This is a genomic window from Geodermatophilus obscurus, from assembly GCF_900143215.1.
GTDB lineage: Bacteria > Actinomycetota > Actinomycetes > Mycobacteriales > Geodermatophilaceae > Geodermatophilus > Geodermatophilus obscurus_A.
This window is the reverse complement of sequence record NZ_FRDM01000002.1, coordinates 18,500-34,951: the sequence shown is the minus strand read 5'-3', so window position 1 is coordinate 34,951 and position 16,452 is coordinate 18,500. Positions and strand designations below refer to the sequence as shown.

The 16,452-nt window shown below is 75.5% G+C and carries 16 protein-coding genes; 10 read left to right on the top strand and 6 right to left on the bottom strand.

The features are described 5' to 3' along the window. Positions 1-4 precede the first annotated feature (4 nt). The 7 genes from BUB17_RS02530 (at position 5) to BUB17_RS02500 (ending at position 6,987) form a co-directional block, all read left to right on the top strand. A complete protein-coding gene (locus BUB17_RS02530) occupies positions 5-757 on the top strand; it encodes a LamB/YcsF family protein (RefSeq protein ID WP_072912762.1) in 753 nt (250 codons plus the stop codon). After that, positions 757-1,368 carry a 5-oxoprolinase subunit B family protein gene (locus tag BUB17_RS02525; RefSeq protein WP_072912759.1) on the top strand — a complete coding sequence of 204 codons (612 nt, stop codon included), beginning with the start codon at positions 757-759 and terminating at the stop codon, positions 1,366-1,368. The genes BUB17_RS02530 and BUB17_RS02525 overlap by 1 nt, the downstream gene beginning before the upstream one ends. Before the next feature lie 26 nt (positions 1,369-1,394). Continuing rightward, positions 1,395-2,240, top strand: a complete 846-nt coding sequence (locus BUB17_RS02520) for a 5-oxoprolinase subunit C family protein (RefSeq protein WP_244276840.1) — start codon at positions 1,395-1,397, stop codon at positions 2,238-2,240. A 141-nt stretch (positions 2,241-2,381) separates the two neighbouring features. Next, positions 2,382-3,029 carry a TetR/AcrR family transcriptional regulator gene (locus BUB17_RS02515; protein WP_348537036.1) on the top strand — a complete coding sequence of 216 codons (648 nt, stop codon included), beginning with the start codon at positions 2,382-2,384 and terminating at the stop codon, positions 3,027-3,029. Next, positions 3,026-3,988, top strand: a complete 963-nt coding sequence (locus BUB17_RS02510) for a DMT family transporter (RefSeq protein WP_072912753.1) — start codon at positions 3,026-3,028, stop codon at positions 3,986-3,988. Before BUB17_RS02515 ends, BUB17_RS02510 begins: the two co-directional genes overlap by 4 nt. 81 nt (positions 3,989-4,069) lie before the next feature. Further along, a complete protein-coding gene (locus BUB17_RS02505) occupies positions 4,070-5,314 on the top strand; it encodes an MFS transporter (RefSeq protein WP_083605959.1) in 1,245 nt (414 codons plus the stop codon). Positions 5,315-5,499: 185 nt separating this feature from the next. After that, positions 5,500-6,987 carry an HNH endonuclease signature motif containing protein gene (locus BUB17_RS02500; protein ID WP_072912750.1) on the top strand — a complete coding sequence of 496 codons (1,488 nt, stop codon included), beginning with the start codon at positions 5,500-5,502 and terminating at the stop codon, positions 6,985-6,987. A 90-nt stretch (positions 6,988-7,077) separates the two neighbouring features. On the opposite strand, the gene BUB17_RS02495 is transcribed toward BUB17_RS02500, so the two are convergent. Beyond that, positions 7,078-8,538 carry a benzaldehyde dehydrogenase gene (locus tag BUB17_RS02495; protein ID WP_072912747.1) on the bottom strand — a complete coding sequence of 487 codons (1,461 nt, stop codon included), beginning with the start codon at positions 8,536-8,538 and terminating at the stop codon, positions 7,078-7,080. 110 nt (positions 8,539-8,648) lie between these two features. Here BUB17_RS02495 and pgi point away from each other — a divergent pair, with 110 nt between their 5' ends. Continuing rightward, positions 8,649-10,310 carry a glucose-6-phosphate isomerase gene (gene pgi / locus BUB17_RS02490; protein WP_072912744.1) on the top strand — a complete coding sequence of 554 codons (1,662 nt, stop codon included), beginning with the start codon at positions 8,649-8,651 and terminating at the stop codon, positions 10,308-10,310. A gap of 68 nt (positions 10,311-10,378) precedes the next feature. On the opposite strand, the gene pcaC is transcribed toward pgi, so the two are convergent. From pcaC to pcaH, 5 genes are all read right to left on the bottom strand, one after another. Then, a complete protein-coding gene (pcaC, locus tag BUB17_RS02485) occupies positions 10,379-10,780 on the bottom strand; it encodes a 4-carboxymuconolactone decarboxylase (RefSeq protein WP_072912742.1) in 402 nt (133 codons plus the stop codon). Further along, positions 10,777-11,556: a 3-oxoadipate enol-lactonase gene (pcaD, locus tag BUB17_RS02480; RefSeq protein ID WP_072912739.1), complete on the bottom strand. Its 780-nt coding sequence runs from the start codon at positions 11,554-11,556 to the stop codon at positions 10,777-10,779. Before pcaD ends, pcaC begins: the two co-directional genes overlap by 4 nt. Continuing rightward, positions 11,553-12,878: a 3-carboxy-cis,cis-muconate cycloisomerase gene (pcaB, locus tag BUB17_RS02475; protein WP_072912736.1), complete on the bottom strand. Its 1,326-nt coding sequence runs from the start codon at positions 12,876-12,878 to the stop codon at positions 11,553-11,555. Before pcaB ends, pcaD begins: the two co-directional genes overlap by 4 nt. Then, a complete protein-coding gene (pcaG, locus tag BUB17_RS02470) occupies positions 12,875-13,435 on the bottom strand; it encodes a protocatechuate 3,4-dioxygenase subunit alpha (RefSeq protein ID WP_072912733.1) in 561 nt (186 codons plus the stop codon). Before pcaG ends, pcaB begins: the two co-directional genes overlap by 4 nt. Positions 13,436-13,622: 187 nt before the next feature. After that, on the bottom strand, positions 13,623-14,369 hold the full coding sequence (pcaH, locus tag BUB17_RS02465) for a protocatechuate 3,4-dioxygenase subunit beta (RefSeq protein ID WP_072912730.1): 747 nt from the start codon (positions 14,367-14,369) through the stop codon (positions 13,623-13,625). Positions 14,370-14,472: 103 nt separating this feature from the next. Between pcaH and BUB17_RS02460 the strand changes: the two genes are divergently transcribed. Then, positions 14,473-15,216: an IclR family transcriptional regulator gene (locus tag BUB17_RS02460; protein ID WP_244276836.1), complete on the top strand. Its 744-nt coding sequence runs from the start codon at positions 14,473-14,475 to the stop codon at positions 15,214-15,216. A gap of 50 nt (positions 15,217-15,266) precedes the next feature. Continuing rightward, positions 15,267-16,436 carry a 4-hydroxybenzoate 3-monooxygenase gene (locus BUB17_RS02455; RefSeq protein WP_072912724.1) on the top strand — a complete coding sequence of 390 codons (1,170 nt, stop codon included), beginning with the start codon at positions 15,267-15,269 and terminating at the stop codon, positions 16,434-16,436. The last annotated feature ends 16 nt before the right edge of the window (positions 16,437-16,452 follow it).

Here is a 16,452-nt window from a genome sequence, read left to right as displayed (position 1 = left end):
CGGGATGGACCTCAACTCCGACCTCGGCGAGGGCTTCGGCCAGTGGCGGCTGGGGGACGACGAGGCGCTGCTGGACGTCGTCACCAGCGCCAACGTGGCCTGCGGCTTCCACGCGAGCGACCCGTCGATCATGCGGCGGGTCTGCGCGCGGGCGGCGGAGACCGGCGTCGCGATCGGCGCCCAGGTGGGCTACCGCGACCTCGCCGGCTTCGGTCGCCGCTTCATCGACGTGGAGCCGGACGAGCTGACCGCCGACGTGCTCTACCAGATCGGCGCGCTCGAGGCGTTCGCCAAGGTCGCCGGCTCCCGGGTGCGCTACGTCAAGCCGCACGGCGCGCTCTACAACACGATCGTCCGCCACGAGGAGCAGGCGGCAGCGGTGGTGCGGGCGGTGGTCGAGTACGACGGCGAGCTGCCGGTGCTCGGGCTGCCCGGGTCGGCCTGGCTGCGGCTGGCCGACGAGGCCGGGCTGACGACGGTGGCCGAGGCGTTCGCCGACCGCGAGTACACCCCCGAGGGCACGCTGGTCTCCCGGCGACTGCCCGGCGCGGTGCTGCACGACCCCGACGAGATCGCCCGCCGCTGCGTCGCGATGGCCACCGGGGAACCGGTCACCGACGTCGAGGGCGGCCTGCTGCGGCTGGCGCCGGACTCGATCTGCGTGCACGGCGACACCCAGGGCGCGGTGCAGATCGCCCGGCAGGTGCGCGAGGCGCTCACCACGGCCGGGGTCGCGCTGGCGCCGTTCGCCCCCTGATGCGCGTCCTGCCCGCCGGGTCGACCGCGCTCCTGGTCGAGCTCGACGGCCTCGACGAGGTCCTCGGCCTGTACGCCGCGCTGGTGGCCGAGCCGGTGGACGGCGTGGTGGACGTCGTCCCGGCGGCGCGCACCGTGCTGCTGGTGACCGACCCCGCGGTGACCACCCCCGCCGCGGTCGAGCAGGCGGTGCGGCGGACGACGCCCCGGTCCGGCCGGCGCGGCGGCGGGGAGCTGGTCGAGCTGCCGGTCGTCTACGACGGCGCCGACCTCGGCGACGTCGCCGGCCACCTCGGCGTGGAGCCCGGCGACGTGGTGCGCCGGCACACCGGAACGGAGTGGACGGTGGCCTTCTGCGGTTTCGCCCCCGGCTTCGGCTACCTCACCCCCGACGGCGAGCCGTGGCAGGTGCCGCGCCGGGACAGCCCGCGGACGAAGGTGCCGCCGGGGTCGGTGGCGCTGGCCGGGGAGTTCAGCGGCGTCTACCCGCGTGAGTCGCCGGGTGGCTGGCAGCTGATCGGGCGCACCGAGGTCGCCGTCTTCGACGTGGCCCGGGACCCGGCGGCGCTGCTGCGCCCCGGTGTGCGGGTGCGCTTCGTGGACGCCACGTGACCGGCCGCGCCGCGTCGCAGGACAGCGTGACGCGCACGCTGACGGTGGTGGCGACCGGGCCGCTGACCACCGTGCAGGACGGCGGCCGGCCCGGGCAGGGCGCGATGGGCGTCGGCCGGTCGGGGGCCTGCGACCGCGCCGCCGCGCGACTGGCCAACCGGCTGGTGGGCAACGACCCGGACGCCGCGGTGCTCGAGGTGACCCTCGGCGGGCTGGTGCTGCGGGCCGGCGCAGACCTGGTGCTGGCCACGACCGGAGCGCGGTGCTCGGTCGCGCACAACGCGCCGGTGCCACTGCGGGCCGACCGCGAGCTGCGGCTCGGCCTGCCGCCGTCGGGGCTGCGCACCTACGTCGCCGTCCGCGGCGGGATCACCGTCGAGCCGGTGCTCGGCAGCCGCTCGACCGACCTGCTCTCCGGCCTCGGCCCGCCGGTGCTCGCTCCCGGCGACGTGCTGCCGGTCGGCGAGCCCACCGCGCCGATGCCGGGGGTCGACCTCGCGCCGGTGCCCGATCCGCCCGGCGGCGAGCTGACCGTGCGGGTGCTGCCCGGCCCGCGCGCCGACTGGTTCCCCTCCCGGGCCACGGCCGCCTTCACCGCCACCGCGTGGGAGGTGACCGGCGAGAGCAACCGGATCGGGCTGCGGCTGGCCGGCGCCGCGTTGGAGCGGTCGCGCACCGGCGAGCTGGCCAGCGAGGGCATGGTGCGCGGCGCGCTGCAGGTGCCGCCCTCCGGGCAGCCGGTGCTCTTCCTCGCCGACGCGCCGGTGACCGGGGGCTACCCGGTCATCGGCTACGTCGCCGACGCCGACGTCGACCGCTGCGGCCAGCTGCGCCCCGGTCAGACGCTGCGCTTCCGCGGCGCCCTGTCGTGACCTCGCCCCGTTCCGGCCAGGTGCCTCCGCGCGCCGTCCGCCTTGTGCTGCGCGCGCCGTCCTCCGTCGTCGGGCCTCCCCGGCGGCGGTGTACGGCACCCTACTAGGTAGACTGGTCTACCTAGTAATCCGACGAGGGGTATGCGCATGTCCGACCGTGGACGCCGACCGACCGGAGGGACCGAGCCGCCGACGAGGTCGGCCCGCGGTTCGGCTCGGGCCCGGCTGCTGGCGGCAGCAGCAGAGAGCTTCTACGACCACGGGGTGGCCGGCACCGGGATCGACACCATCACCGCCGCGGCGGGGGTGGCGAAGATGAGCCTGTACAACAACTTCGCCGGCAAGGACGACCTCGTGCTGGCCTACCTCGAGGCGCGGCACGAGGAGTGGCTGGGCCTCTACCGCCGCCGGCTGGCCGACGCGACCGACGCCCGGCAGCGGGTCGCCGCCGTGGTCGACGCCTATGTCGACCACGCCGAGACGGCCCACCGGCACGGGTTCCGCGGCTGCGGGTTGCTCAACGCGGCGGCCGAGCTGCCGGCCGGTGCGCCGGGGCGCCGGCTGGTGCGCCGGCACAAGGAGGAGGTCGAGGCGCTGCTCGCCACGCACCTCGCCGAGCTGGACGGGCTGCCGGCGGGCCGGGTCGCCGATCTGGCCGAGCAGCTGTCCTTCCTGCTCGAGGGTGCGATGGCCCGGGCCGGGCTGGAGGGTGACTCCCGTCGGCTGCACCGCGTCCGCGAGCTGGCCCGGCAGCTGGTGGACGCCGCCGCCGGCGGGGACGCGCAGTGAGGCACGGCGCGACGTACGGCAGCGCGTGCGTGCTGGCTGCGGCCGCGCTCTGGGGCACGACGGGCACCGCGGCGGCGCTGGCACCCGGCGTCGGGTCGCTGGCGGTCGGTGCGGCGGCGATGGGGGTCGGCGGCCTGCTGCAGGCGGCGGCCGCGGGCCGCGGGATGCGGACCCACCGCGTCGGCCTGGCCGCGCAGTGGCGGACGCTGGCGGTGGCCGCCGCCGCGGTGGCGGTGTACCCGCTGGCCTTCTACACCTCGATGCGTCTGGCGGGGGTGGCGGTCGGCACGGTCGTGTCCATCGGCTCGGCCCCGGTGGCGGCCGCCCTCGTCGAGCGCGTCATCGACCGCCGACCGCTGTCCCGCCGCTGGGCGCTCGGTGCCACCGCCGGCGTGCTCGGCGTGCTGGCACTGGCCCTCGCCCACCCCGATCCGGGCGAGCCGGCGACCGGCACCTCCGGCACGCGGCCGCTCCTGGGCATCGCGCTGGGGCTGCTGGCCGGCCTGACCTATGCGCTGTACTCCTGGGGCGCCGCACGGGTGATGCGCCGCGGCCTGCCCTCCCGCCCGGTCATGGGCGCGGTCTTCGGGGCCGGCGGCGTCCTGCTGCTGCCGGTCCTGCTGTTCACCGGCGCTCCCATCCTCGCGGCCTGGTCCAACTTCGCGGCCGTGGCCTACCTCGCCCTCGTGCCGATGTTCGTCGGCTACGTGCTGTTCGGCCAGGGCCTGGCCGCGGTCCCCGCCAGCACCGCCACCACGCTCTCCCTGCTCGAGCCCGTCGTGGCCGCGGTCATCGCCGTCCTCGTCCTGCACGAACGGCTGCCGGCCCTGGGCTGGCTCGGCATGGGCGTCGTGCTCCTCAGCCTGGTGGTGCTGACCGCAGGCCCGCGCCGGCCGGCCAGGGACACGGCGAGCCGTCCGACGGCGAGCCGACCGCGCGCGGTCGACGTCGTCTCGTAGACCGCTCCCGAGCGACCGGCCGGCACTGCGCGACGATCAGCTCTTCCCATCCACCCGCCCATATCCCCTGGAGGAACGCGCGTGCAGACCGCCGACCCGGCGACCCCGACCGGCCGGACCCGGTGGTGGGTGGTGATCGCACCCGCCGCCGCGCTGGTCCTCGCCGCCCTGTGCCTGCGCGCGCCGTTCTCCGCCGTCGGCCCGGTGCTCGGCGAGCTGGGGGACGAGCTGTTCCTGCCGCAGGCCGCGCTGTCGGTGCTGCCCACGCTCCCGCTGGTCTGCTTCGGCCTGGTCTCGCCCGTCGCGCCTGCGCTGGCCGCGCGGCTCGGCGTCCACCGGGCCGTCCTGGCCGGCCTGGTCGTGCTCGCCGCCGGGGTCGCGCTGCGCACGGCCGGCACCTGGGGTCTGTACGCCGGCACCGTGCTGCTGTCGGCCGGCATCGCGGTGGGCAACGTGCTGGTCCCGGCGGCCGCGCGGGCCGTCTACGGGAACCGCGCGGCACCGGTGCTGGGCGCGACGACCGCGACCATGGGGTTCTCGGCGAGCCTGGGCGCGGGCCTGGCCCAGCCGCTGGTCACGGTGACCGGGGGCGCGGTCGCCGGGCTCACGCTGTGGCTCGCGCCGGTCCTGGTGGCGATCCCGGCGATGGCGCTGCTCGCCCGGCGCGGCCGCCCCACCGCCGGTCCCCCGGCGGCCCGGCTGCCGGTGGTCGCCGTCCTCCGGGACCGCGTGGCGATGGCCGTGACGGTGTTCTTCGGCCTCCAGTCGCTGGCCTTCTACGTGATGCTCACCTGGATGGCCGACGTCCTCGAGGACGACGCCGGCACGTCCGCGGTGACCGCCGGTGGCCTGGTGGCCGCCGCGGCCGCGTTCGGCGCACCCTGCGCGCTCGTCGTCCCGCCGCTGGCCGCCCGGCAGCGGTCCCAGGTGGCGTGGGTGGCCGGCGCGACCCTCCTGTCGACCGTCGGGATCCTCGGCCTCCTCGTCGCGCCCACCACCGCCCCGGCGGTGTGGGCGGTGCTGTGGGGCCTGGGCACGGGGACGGCGTTCCCGCTGGCGCTGACGCTGGTGCTGGTCCGCACCCGCGACGCCGCCCAGACCGGCCGGCTGTCGGCGGCCGCGCAGAGCGTCGGGTACCTGCTCGCCGCCACCGGGCCGCTGGCGGTCGGCCTGCTGCACGACGCGACCGGCGGATGGCGCGCGGGGCTGGCCGTGCTGCTGGTCCTCCAGGCCCTCCAGCTCGCGGCCGGGCTGTACGCCGGCCGGCCGCGGCTGGTGACCGAGAGCCCGGCGGACGCCGTCCACGCTGCTGGAGTGCGCCGCTGACGACAGCCCTGCTCGCCCTCCGCGCGACCGCGGACCCGCGGCGTCCACACGCCGATGAGGGGGCAGAACCGGTCCAGCGACGAGGCCGGTGATGCGGCCGTCCTGCCGCCTGGCGTCTGCAGCTCGGTGGTCGATGCCCTGCTCAGCGACGCGAAAGTGTCGTACCCCGAACGTATGTTCGGGTCATGACGTCGGCCGGTGCCCTGCGCTCGCCGCTGGAGGCTGAGCTGGTCGGCCGGCTGCTGGAGCGGCCGCCGACCAGCGCGCGGCTGCCGGTGGGGCTGCTGACCCGGCAGGAGAAGGCCGCCGAGCTGCGGCGCCTGCAGGCCCGCAAGGCGATGGACGCCGCCTACGAGGCCGAACTGGTGCTGGGACTGGCCGAGGACACCCCGGACACGCTGGATCCGCCGCCGGGCCACCCCGGCGCGAAGAAGGGGTCGTGGGCGCCGGATGCCGAGTTGCCGGGGGTGTCGGCGTTCTTCACCAGCGAGCTGGCGGTGGTGCTCAACTGCGGGCGGGGCACCGCCGCCCACCTGGCGCATCGGGCCTGGACCTATCGGGAGAGCCTGCCGGCGACCTGGGCGGCGCTGGCCGCCGGTGTCCTGGACGAGGCCCGCGCGAAGGTGCTCGCCGAGGTGCTGCAGCACACCTGTCCGGCGGTCGCCCGGGTCATCGAGGCGCGGCTGCTGCCGGCGGCCACGCACCTGTCCACCGGCCGGCTGCGGGCCCGGGCGCTGGCGCTGCTGCTGGAGTGCGACGCCGACGCCGTCGACAAGCGGCGGCAGGACGCCCGCCGGCAGGCCGACGTGCGCTCCTACCCTTCCCACCGGGAGGGCATGGCCACCCTGGCCGCCGACCTGCCCGCCGACCAGGCCGCCGAGGCCTACGACCTGATCGACCGGCTGGCCCAGACGGCCAAGGCCGACGGCGACGATCGCCCGATCGGGCAGCTGCGCGCGGAGGTCTGCTCGCTGCTGCTGCGCCGCCCGGCCGACTCCGGCCGGCCCGCTGTCACGGCGAACCTGCCGGTGACCGCCGCGCTGGACGCCCTCGAGGGCGCCGCCAGGACGCCCGGATCGGTCAACGGGCTGCCGATCACCGCCGGCCACGTGCGCGACCTGCTGGCCCGCCTCGGCGCGCTCGGCCTCCAGACACCCGAGGGCGGCACGGTGACCTTCGCGGTCACCGACGCCGACGGGCGGCTGCGGGCCACCACCACCCCCGGCCGGCTGGCCCGGCTGGCCCGCCGCGGCTGCCCCACCCACCCCGAGCAGAACTGCGGCTGCCCGGTGCTCGACCGGCCGGCACCCACCGCCGCCTACACGCCCACCGCCGCCCAGGACGCCTTCCTCACCACCCGCGACCGCGCCTGCCGCTTCCCCCACTGCGGACAGCGCGCCGGCTGGGCCGATCTCGACCACGTCGTCCCGCACGCCGCCGGCGGGGCCACCGACTGCGCCAACCTCTGCTGCCTGTGCCGCAGCCACCACCGGCTCAAGACCCACGCCCGCGGCTGGCGGTTCGTCATGGACGACGACGGCACCCTGCACGTGACCACACCGTCGGGCGTCACCCGCACCACCCGACCACCCGGCCTGCGACCACCGGCACCGGACCCACCGGAGGCATCCGGCGCACCACCGCCGGACGACACCGATCTGCCCCCGTTCTGACATCCGGGCGCCCGCCGTGTCGGTTCGTCGCCATGTCGACGAGCCGACACGGCGACGAACCGATGGTCACCGGTCCCCCGGCTGCGGCGCTCAGAACGGGTAGGCGGGCAGGTCGCCGCGCAGCGTGACCCACTGGGTCTCGGTGAACGCCTCGATGTTGGCCTGCGGGCCGCCGTGGCGGGAGCCGGTGCCCGACGCCCCGACTCCGCCGAACGGGGCCACGGCCTCGTCGTTCACCGTCTGGTCGTTGATGTGCACCAGACCCGAGGGGATCCGCTCGGCCAGCTGCAGGCCGGCGTAGACGTCGCGGGTGAGGATGCCCAGGCTCAGTCCGTACTCGGTGCCGCAGGCCAGCTCGGCCACCTCGTCGAGGCTCCGGAAGGGGGTCACCGGCGCGACCGGGCCGAAGATCTCCTCCCGGTACGCGGGCGCCTCGACCGGCACGTCGCCGAGCACGGTGGGCCGGTAGAACAGCTCCTCGAAGGTGCCGCCGGTGCGCAGCGTCGCCCCGCCCTCGACGCTGCTCGTCACCAGGCCGTGCACCCGGTCGCGCTGGCCGGCGTCGATCAGCGGACCCAGCGCGACCTCCTCGCGGAACGGGTCGCCCACCGGCAGCTTCTCGACCTTCTCGGTGAGGACGGCGGTGTACTCCTCGGCGATCGACTCGTGCACCAGGTGCCGGCTGGTGGCCATGCAGATCTGGCCCTGGTGGGCGAAGGTGCCCCACGCACCCACCGAGGCCGCCGCGGTCACGTCGACGTCGGGCAGCACGACGAGCGCGGAGTTGCCGCCGAGCTCCAGGTGCGCGCGCTTGAGATGCTGACCGGCGAGCGCGCCGACCGCGCGGCCGGCCCTGGTCGAACCGGTGAAGGCGATGACCCGCACCGGCGGTGCGGTCACCAGCGCCTCACCGACGTCCGCGCCGCCGGGCAGCACCTGGAGCACACCGGCGGGCAGGCCGGCCTCCTCGAAGACACGGGCGAAGAGCACGCCGCCGGAGACGGCGGTGCGCGGGTCGGGCTTGAGGACGACGGCGTTGCCCAGCGCGAGCGCCGGGGCGATCGCCCGGATCGCCAGGATGGTCGGCACGTTGAACGGTGCGATGACGCCGACCACGCCGGCCGGCACCCGGCGGGCGAAGGACAGCCGCGGCGCCCCGGTGCGCAGCAGCTCGCCGTACGGGTGGCTGGGCAGCGCCGACGCCTCGTAGCACTCGGCGGCGGTGGTGTGCACCTGGAAGTCCCCGAAGGGCTGGATCGCGCCGGTCTCCCGGGCCAGCCAGCCCTTGATCTCGTCGGCGTCGGCCTCGAGGACCTCACCGGCGCGGCGCAGCACCCGCGCCCGGTCCTCGAACGGCAGCGCCGCCCACGCCCGCTGGGCCTCGGCCGCCCGGTCCGCCGCGGCGACGACGTCCTCCGGGGTGGCCTTCCCGACCGCGCCGACGACGTCCCCGGTCGCGGGCTCGACCACGTCGTAGCTGCCGCCCGACCCGTCGCTCCAGGTGCCGGTCCAGACCTTCCCCTGCCACGCGCCGTCGTCCAGCAGTGCCATGCCGTTCCTCTCGTCGCCGGTGCGGCACGTCCGGAGTCGCCTCAGGAGCCGCCTCCCGGCAGGGTAGGTGGATCGGCAGCCGATCCGTCGGCCGGGAGCAGGAGGAGTCCATGGGCATCACGGACAGTGCGGAGTGGCGGGCGCTGGCAGAGCACCACCGGGAGCTGCGCGACGCCCACCTGCGGGACCTGTTCGCCGAGGACCCGCAGCGGGGCACCGAGCTCGTGGTCACCGCCGGCGACCTCTACCTGGACTACTCGAAGAACCGGCTCACCCGCGAGACGGTGCGGCTGCTGGCGGCGCTGGCCGACAGCGTCGGGCTGCGCCGGCGCACCGAGGCGATGTTCCGCGGCGAGCACATCAACGCGACCGAGGACCGGGCGGTGCTGCACGTGGCGCTGCGCGACCCCCGCACCAGCGGCCTGGACGTCGACGGCCACGACGTCAACGCCGAGGTGCACGAGGTGCTCGGCCGGATGGCGGAGTTCGCCGACCGGGTGCGCAGCGGGGAGTGGACCGGGCACACCGGCGAGCGGATCCGGGCGGTCGTCAACATCGGGATCGGCGGGTCCGACCTCGGCCCGGCCATGGCCTACCAGGCGCTGCGCGACTACTCGGACCGGTCGCTGACCTTCCGGTTCGTCTCCAACATCGACCCGACCGACCTGGCCGAGGCCACCCGCGACCTCGACCCGGCCACCACGCTGTTCGTCGTCGCGTCGAAGACCTTCACCACCCAGGAGACGCTCACCAACGCCGAGGAGGCCCGCCGCTGGCTGCTCGAGGGCCTGGCATCCGACGGGCGGGGCGGGGACGAGAAGGCCGTCGCCCAGCACTTCGTCGCCGTCTCCACCAACGCCGAGAAGGTCGCCGAGTTCGGCATCGACACCGCCAACATGTTCGGCTTCTGGGACTGGGTCGGCGGCCGCTACTCCTTCACCTCGGCGATCGGCCTCTCGCTCATGGTCGCCATCGGGCCGGAGCACTACCGCGAGCTGCTCGACGGCTTCCACACCGTCGACGAGCACTTCCGGACCGCGCCGTACGAGGAGAACCTGCCGGCCCTGCTGGGGCTGATCTCGGTCTGGTACGTCGACTTCTTCGGCGCGCAGAGCCAGGCGGTGCTCCCCTACTCGCAGTACCTGGCGCGCTTCCCGGCCTACCTGCAGCAGCTGTGCATGGAGTCCAACGGCAAGTCGGTGCGACTGGACGGCTCACCGGTCGACGTCGCCACCGGCGAGATCGTGTGGGGCGAGCCGGGCACCAACGGCCAGCACGCCTTCTACCAGCTGCTGCACCAGGGCACGGTCCTCGTCCCGGCTGACTTCCTCGGATTCGTGCAGCCCAACGATCTCGCTCATGACAGGGACCTGGACTCGATGCACGACCTGTTCCTGGCCAACTTCCTGGCCCAGCCGCGCGCGCTGGCCTTCGGCCGCACGGCCGAGGAGGTCGCCGCCGAGGGGACGGCGCCGGACGTCGTCGCGCACAAGGTCATGCCGGGCAACCACCCGTCCAACGCCATCGTCGCGCCCAAGCTGACGCCGTCGGTGCTCGGGCAGCTGGTGGCCGCCTACGAGCACCGGGTCTTCACCCAGGGCGTCGTCTGGGGCATCAACTCGTTCGACCAGTGGGGCGTGGAGCTGGGCAAGGTGATGGCCAACCAGCTGGCGCCCAAGCTGCAGAGCGAGTCCGCACCGGAGTACGACGCGGACTCGTCGACCGATGCGCTGGTCCGGCTGCTGCGGGAGGGCCGCGGCCGGCCGGCCTGAGGGGCGGTGTGCGTCCGTGGCGCGTGGAGGGCGCGCGACGCGCCACGGATGCACACCGCCGGCTGCGGTCAGCCCTCGCCGCGCAGCTCCGCCAGGACCGTCGTGGCGACCTTGAACGCGTGGTTGGCCGCGGGCACGCCCGCGTAGACGGCCGCGTGCTGGATGACCTCGGCGATCTCCTCGTCGGACAGGCCGTTGTTCCTGGCCGCCCGCACGTGCAGCGCGAACTCGTCCCAGTGCCGCAGCGCGATGGTGATCGACAGCGTCATCAGGCTGCGGTCGCGGCGGGCCAGGCCGGGTCGCTGCCACACGTCCCCCCAGGCCACGCGGGTGATGAAGTCCTGGAAGTCGGCGGTGAACGGCGTCGTGCCCGCCACCGCACGGTCGACCCAGGCGTCGCCGAGCACCTCGCGGCGGGTGCGCATGCCGGCGTCGCGGCGGGCGTCGTCGGTGTCGGGCAGCTCGCTCATGCGTGGCCGCCCGCCGCGTCGAGGTGCCCCAGCAGCGCGCCGGTGACCTCCAGCGGCTGCTCCAGGTTGGGCAGGTGCGCCCCCGGGCTCACCGACACCAGCGAGGCGCCGGCGATCCCGTCGGCGATGGCCTGCTGGTGCGGAGGCGGCAGCGCCGGGTCCTCGGCGCCCGACACGACCAGCGTCGGGGCGGTGATGCGCGCGAGGTCCTCGCGCAGGTCCACGGCGGCCACGACCTCGCAGCACAGCGCGTAGCCCTCGTCGTCCGCCGCGACGATCATTGCCTCCAGCCGCGCCACCAGGTCCGGGTGCTCGGCCGCGTACCCCGGCGTCAGCCAGCGGCTGACCACGGTCGGCGCCAGCGGCGCCGTCCCGCCGGAGCGGGCCGCGGCGGCCCGGTCGAGGAAGCCCTGCGGGTCGGGCTTCGCCGAGGTGGCCAGGGCGACGAGCCGGTCCACCCGCGCGGGCTCGCGGGCGGCCAGCCGCAGCGCCGTCATCCCGCCCAGGGACAGCCCGGCGACGTGCGCGCGCCGGACACCCAGCCGGTCGAGCAGCGCCACGACGTCGTCCACCAGGTCGTCGAGGGTGTACGGCCCGGCCGGGGACGGCGAGTCGCCGTGGCCGCGGGTGTCGTAGCTGACCACCCGGTAGCGCTCCGCGAGCGCGGGCACCTGCGGGTCCCACATGCCGCGGGTGGCCCCGAGCGAGTTGGAGAGGACGACGACCGGCGCGTCGGCCGGCCCGTCCTCGGTGTACGAGACCTCGACTGCGGTCACTGGCGTCCCTCCGTGAGTGCGGTGTGTTCGGCGAGTGCGGCGTCGACCTGGGCGCCGGCCTCGCCGACGTCGGGTGTACCGGCGGTGAGCACGGCGGCTGTGTCGACGTCAGCACGGGCGGCGACGACCTCGATCAGCGGCCGGCCGCTGTCGCGGGCCTCGCGGACGGCCGCGGCCGCGGCGTCGTGCGCCGCACCCTTGCCCAGGGTGGGCGCCAACGCCTCGGCGAGCGCGCCGGCCACCGGCCCCTCCGCAGCGGTCGCGGCGGTGGCGGCCATGCGGGCCGGGTCCGGCCGCAGCCCGCGCAGGCTCTCGGCCAGCCAGGACGCCGCCGACCCGGCGGTGGTGAGCAGCTCGGTGAGCGCCGGCCACTCGCTGTGCCAGGCGCCGGCGGCCCGCTCGTGCTCCTGCTCCATCGCCGACAGCAGCGTGGCGACCAGCCCCGGCGCGCGGCGGGCGCAGGCCCGGGCGGAGATGGCGGCCACCGGGTTGCGCTTGTGCGGCATCGCCGACGACCCGCCCCGCCCCTCGCCCACCTCGGCGACCTCCGCGACCTCGGTCTGGGCCAGCAGCACGACGTCTACCGCGACGGTGGCGACCACGCCGGCGGCAGCGCCCAGCGCCCCGGCCAGGTCGGCGACCGGCAGCCGGACGGTGAACCACGGGACGGCGGTGCTCGTGAGCCGCAGCTCCTCGGCGAGCGCCTTCCGCAGCAGGACCCCGGCGCCGCCGCTCGCGGCCAGCGTGCCGACCGCACCGCCGTACTGCACCGGCAGCGAGGCGACCACCTCGGCCAGCCGCAGCCGGGCGCCGTCCAGGCCGGCCAGCCAGCCGGCGGCCTTGAGCCCGAAGGTCGTGGGCAGCGCCTGCTGCATCAGCGTGCGACCGGCCAGGACGTCGTCCCGGTGGACGCGGGCGAGATCCGCGGTGGTCTCCGCCGCGGCGGCGAGGTCGGCGTCGATGGCGGCGATCGCGTTCCGCGCCATCAGCAGCAGCGCGGTGTCCAGCACGTCCTGGCTGGTCGCCCCGACGTGGACGGCGACGGCGTCGCGCTCGCCGACCGCGTCCTGCAGCACCCGCACCAGCGGCGGCACCGGGTTGCCGGCGTCCGCGGCCCGGGCCACCACGGTCGCCAGGTCCAGCCGCTCGGGGTGCGCGCAGGCGGCGGTGACCGCGTCGGCCGCGGTGGTGGGCACCAGCCCGGCGCGGGCCGCGGCGCGCCCGAGCGCGGCCTCGACGTCGAGCAGCGCCCGGAACCAGGCGTCGTCGGCAACGGCGGCCGCGGCCCCGCCGCGGGCGAAGGTCCCGGAGAGCAGCGTCATACGGCGAAGAACACCGTCTCCCGCTCGCCCTGCAGGTGGATGTCCAGGCGGTAGCCGTCGTCGGTCGGCTCCGCGACCAGCGTGCGGCGCTGCTCTTCGGTCAGCCCCCGCAGGACGACGTCCTGCGCGTTGGCCTCGGCCTCGTCGGCGAAGTAGATGCGCGTGACGACCCGGTCGAGCAGCCCGCGGGCGAACAGCGAGACGTCGACGTGCGGCGCCTGCAGGCCGCCCTCGCCGTCGGGCACCCGGCCGGGCTTGAGCGTGCAGACCGCGTACTCGCCCGAGTCGGTGTGCGAGCGGCCGAAGCCGGTGAAGCCGGGGTACCGGGCGGCGCCGCGCGGGTCGTCGGGGTGGTCGAAGCGGCCGTCGGGGTCGGCCTGCCAGGTCTCGACCATCGCGTCGGGCACCGGGTCGCCGTTGCCGTCGAACACCGTGCCGCGCAGCCAGATCGCGCCCGGGGTGTCGGCCGGGACGGCGAACTCGCCGCCCTCCCAGGTGAGGCCGATCGCCAGGTACGGGCCGACGGTGGCGCTGGGCGTCGTCTGCAGCTGGGTCATCACGCGACACCTCCCCGCGCGACTCCGGACCCGGTCCGCTCCTCGCTCGTTCCTCGTTGCGATGCTCCCTCGCTCGTTCCTCGCTGCGATGCTCCCTCGCTCGTTCCTCGCTGCGATGCTCCCTCGCTCGTTCCTCGCTGCGATGCTCCCTCGCTCGTTCCTCGCTGCGATGCTCCCTCGACCGTCATCACGCGACGTCCCCGTCGTCCTCGGTCTCGAACGGGGTCTGCTCCGCGCCGCGCAGGACGATGTCCCACTGGAACCCCAGTGCCCAGTCGGGCACGGTGCGCTCGTAGTCGAAGCGGCTGATCGCCAGGTGACGCGCGCCCTCGGGGATCGCGTTGAAGATCGGGTCCTGGAAGAACAGCGGGTCGTCCGGGAAGTACATCTGGGTGACCAGGCGCTGGGTGAACGCCCGGCCGAAGAGCGAGAAGTGGATGTGCGCCGGCCGCCAGGCGTTGTGGTGGTTGCCCCACGGATAGGCGCCGGGCCTGATCGTCGTGAACTCGTAGCGGCCCTGGTCGTCGGTCATGACCCGGCCGAGCCCGTCGAAGTGCGGGTCCAGCGGCGCCGGCCAGTTGTCGACGACGTGCCGGTAGCGCCCGGCGGCGTTGGCCTGCCAGACCTCGACGAGGGTGTCGGGGACCGGCCGGCCGTCGCTGTCGAGCACCCGGCCGTGGACGATGATCCGCTGACCCTGGGCCTCGCCGCCGAGGCGCTTGGTCAGGTCGGCGTCGGTGGCGGTCACCCGGTCCTCACCGAGCAGCGGGCCGGTCACCTCGGTGAGCCGGTGCGGCAGGTCGACCGGAGTGCGCAGCGGCGCGCGCAGCCCCGTGCTCCTGTAGTCGTCATACCCGAGAGGGGTGCGCAGTCCGGCGTCCGTGCGCGCGTAGCGCGGCAGGTCCAGCCGACTGCCGGATGTGGTCCCGGTCATGTCCAGGACCGTAGGGCCGCGGGGCTACCCTGCCCAAGCCTGGCCTTCCGGCCAGCGGAAGGGGGCTGCCGTGGCCGGTGGCGGGACGACGGCAGGGCGGTCGGTGACCGCACGCGCCCTCGACGTGCTCGGCGCCTTCGACTCCGGTGCGCCGCGGCTGACCCTCTCGGAGCTCGCCGAGCGCTCGGGGACGCCGCTGTCGACGGCCCACCGGCTCGTCGGCGAGCTGGTGGCCTGGGGCGCGCTGCACCGGCGACCCGACGGCCGCTACGAGATCGGCCGCCGGCTGTGGGACCTCGGCCTGCTCGCCCCCGTGCAGGCCGAGCTGCGCCAGGTGGCGGCCCCGTTCCTGCTCGACGTGCACACCGCCACCCGCGACACCGTGCACCTCGCCGTCCGCGACGGCCGCAGCGCGCTCTACGTCGAACGGGTCTCCGGTCGCGAGTCGGTGCCGGTGGTGAGCCAGGTGGGCAGCCGGCTGCCGCTGCACGCCACCGGGGTCGGCAAGGTGCTGCTGGCCGCCGCGCCGGACGACGTCGCGGCGGCGGTGCTGCGGGCACCCACCCGGGAGACCCGGCACACCGTCGTCGACCCGGGTCGGCTGCGCCGGGAGATCGCCGAGGTCCGGCGCCGCGGGTACGCCCGGACCGCCGAGGAGATGTCGCTGGGCACGCTGTCGGTCGCCGTCCCGGTGCGCGTGGAGCGACCCGGCGGCCCGGTCGTCGTCGCCGCGCTGGGCGTCGTCGTCCCCAGTCACCGGCGGGACCTGCTGCGGCTGGTACCCGTGCTCGAGGTGGCCGCGCGCGGCATCGGACGGGAGCTGTCGCGGGTGCAGCACTTCCGCTGAGCGGCAGCCGGCGGTTCCCAGCCGTGTGCGGTGGCGGTCACACTCGGCCCGTGCGCACACAGGTGGGGATCATCGGCGCCGGCCCGGCCGGCCTGCTGCTGTCGCGACTGCTCGCGCTGCGGGGCATCGACTCCGTCGTCCTGGAGAACCGATCCCGGGAGTACGTGGAGGCGCGGATCCGCGCCGGCATCCTCGAGCAGCACACCGTCGACACGCTGACCGCGGCCGGGGTGGGGATGCGGCTGCAGCGCGAGGGCCTCGAGCACCGCGGCATCCACCTGCAGTACCCGGGGGTGCGGCATCCCCTGGACTTCCCCGAGCTGTGCGGGCGCACCGTGTGGGTCTACGGGCAGACGGAGGTCACCAAGGACCTGATCAGGGCCCAGCTGGACGGCGGCCCGCCGCTGCTCTTCGAGGTGTCCGACGTCCGCCCCGAGGAGGTCGACGGCGACAGCCCGCGCATCCGGTTCACCGACGCGGACGGCGTGGCGCAGGTGCTCGAGTGCGACGCCGTCGCGGGCACCGACGGCTTCCACGGCCCCTCCCGCGCGGTGGTGCAGCAGGCAGGCGGGCGGGTGTGGGAGCGCACCTACCCCTACGCGTGGCTGGGCATCCTGGCCGACGCCGCACCCGCCACCGACGAGCTGATCTACGCCTGGCACCCCGAGGGCTTCGCGCTGTACTCGATGCGCTCGCCGTCGGTGTCGCGGCTGTACCTGCAGGTCGACCCGTCGGAGCGGATCGAGGACTGGTCCGACGACCGGATCTGGAACGCCCTCGACACCCGGATGGCGCTGGAGGGCTGGTCGGTCAACCGCGGGCCGGTGACGGAGAAGTCGGTCCTGCCGATGCGCTCGTTCGTCAGCGCGCCGATGCGCCGCGGCCGGCTCTTCCTGGCCGGGGACGCCGCACACATCGTCCCGCCGACCGGCGCCAAGGGCCTCAACCTGGCCGTCGCCGACGTCACCCTGCTCGCCTCGGCGCTGGTGCGGCTGCTGCAGGAGAAGGAGACCGACCTGGTCGACTCCTACTCCGACCGGGCCTTGGCCCGCGTCTGGCGGTGCACGCACTTCTCATGGTGGATGACGTCGATGCTGCACCGCTCGGGTGACGACTTCGACGCCGAGCTGCAGCTCTCCCAGCTGCGCCGGGTCTGCTCGTCCGAGGCCGCCGCCCGCGAGCTGGCCGAGAACTACACCGGCCTCCCGCTCGACACGTGACCCCGCGGGGATGACC

Bases quoted from the DNA above. Each gene is read 5' to 3' on its own strand.
- BUB17_RS02530 (WP_072912762.1), top strand. From the start codon at position 5: ATGGACCTCAACTCCGACCTCGGCGAGGGCTTCGGCCAGTGGCGGCTG.
- BUB17_RS02525 (WP_072912759.1), top strand. From the start codon at position 757: ATGCGCGTCCTGCCCGCCGGGTCGACCGCGCTCCTGGTCGAGCTCGAC.
- BUB17_RS02515 (WP_348537036.1), top strand. From the start codon at position 2,382: ATGCGCATGTCCGACCGTGGACGCCGACCGACCGGAGGGACCGAGCCG.
- BUB17_RS02500 (WP_072912750.1), top strand. From the start codon at position 5,500: ATGACGTCGGCCGGTGCCCTGCGCTCGCCGCTGGAGGCTGAGCTGGTC.
- BUB17_RS02495 (WP_072912747.1), bottom strand. From the start codon at position 8,538: ATGGCACTGCTGGACGACGGCGCGTGGCAGGGGAAGGTCTGGACCGGC.
- pgi (WP_072912744.1), top strand. From the start codon at position 8,649: ATGGGCATCACGGACAGTGCGGAGTGGCGGGCGCTGGCAGAGCACCAC.
- pcaC (WP_072912742.1), bottom strand. From the start codon at position 10,780: ATGAGCGAGCTGCCCGACACCGACGACGCCCGCCGCGACGCCGGCATG.
- pcaB (WP_072912736.1), bottom strand. From the start codon at position 12,878: ATGACGCTGCTCTCCGGGACCTTCGCCCGCGGCGGGGCCGCGGCCGCC.
- pcaG (WP_072912733.1), bottom strand. From the start codon at position 13,435: ATGACCCAGCTGCAGACGACGCCCAGCGCCACCGTCGGCCCGTACCTG.
- pcaH (WP_072912730.1), bottom strand. From the start codon at position 14,369: ATGACCGGGACCACATCCGGCAGTCGGCTGGACCTGCCGCGCTACGCG.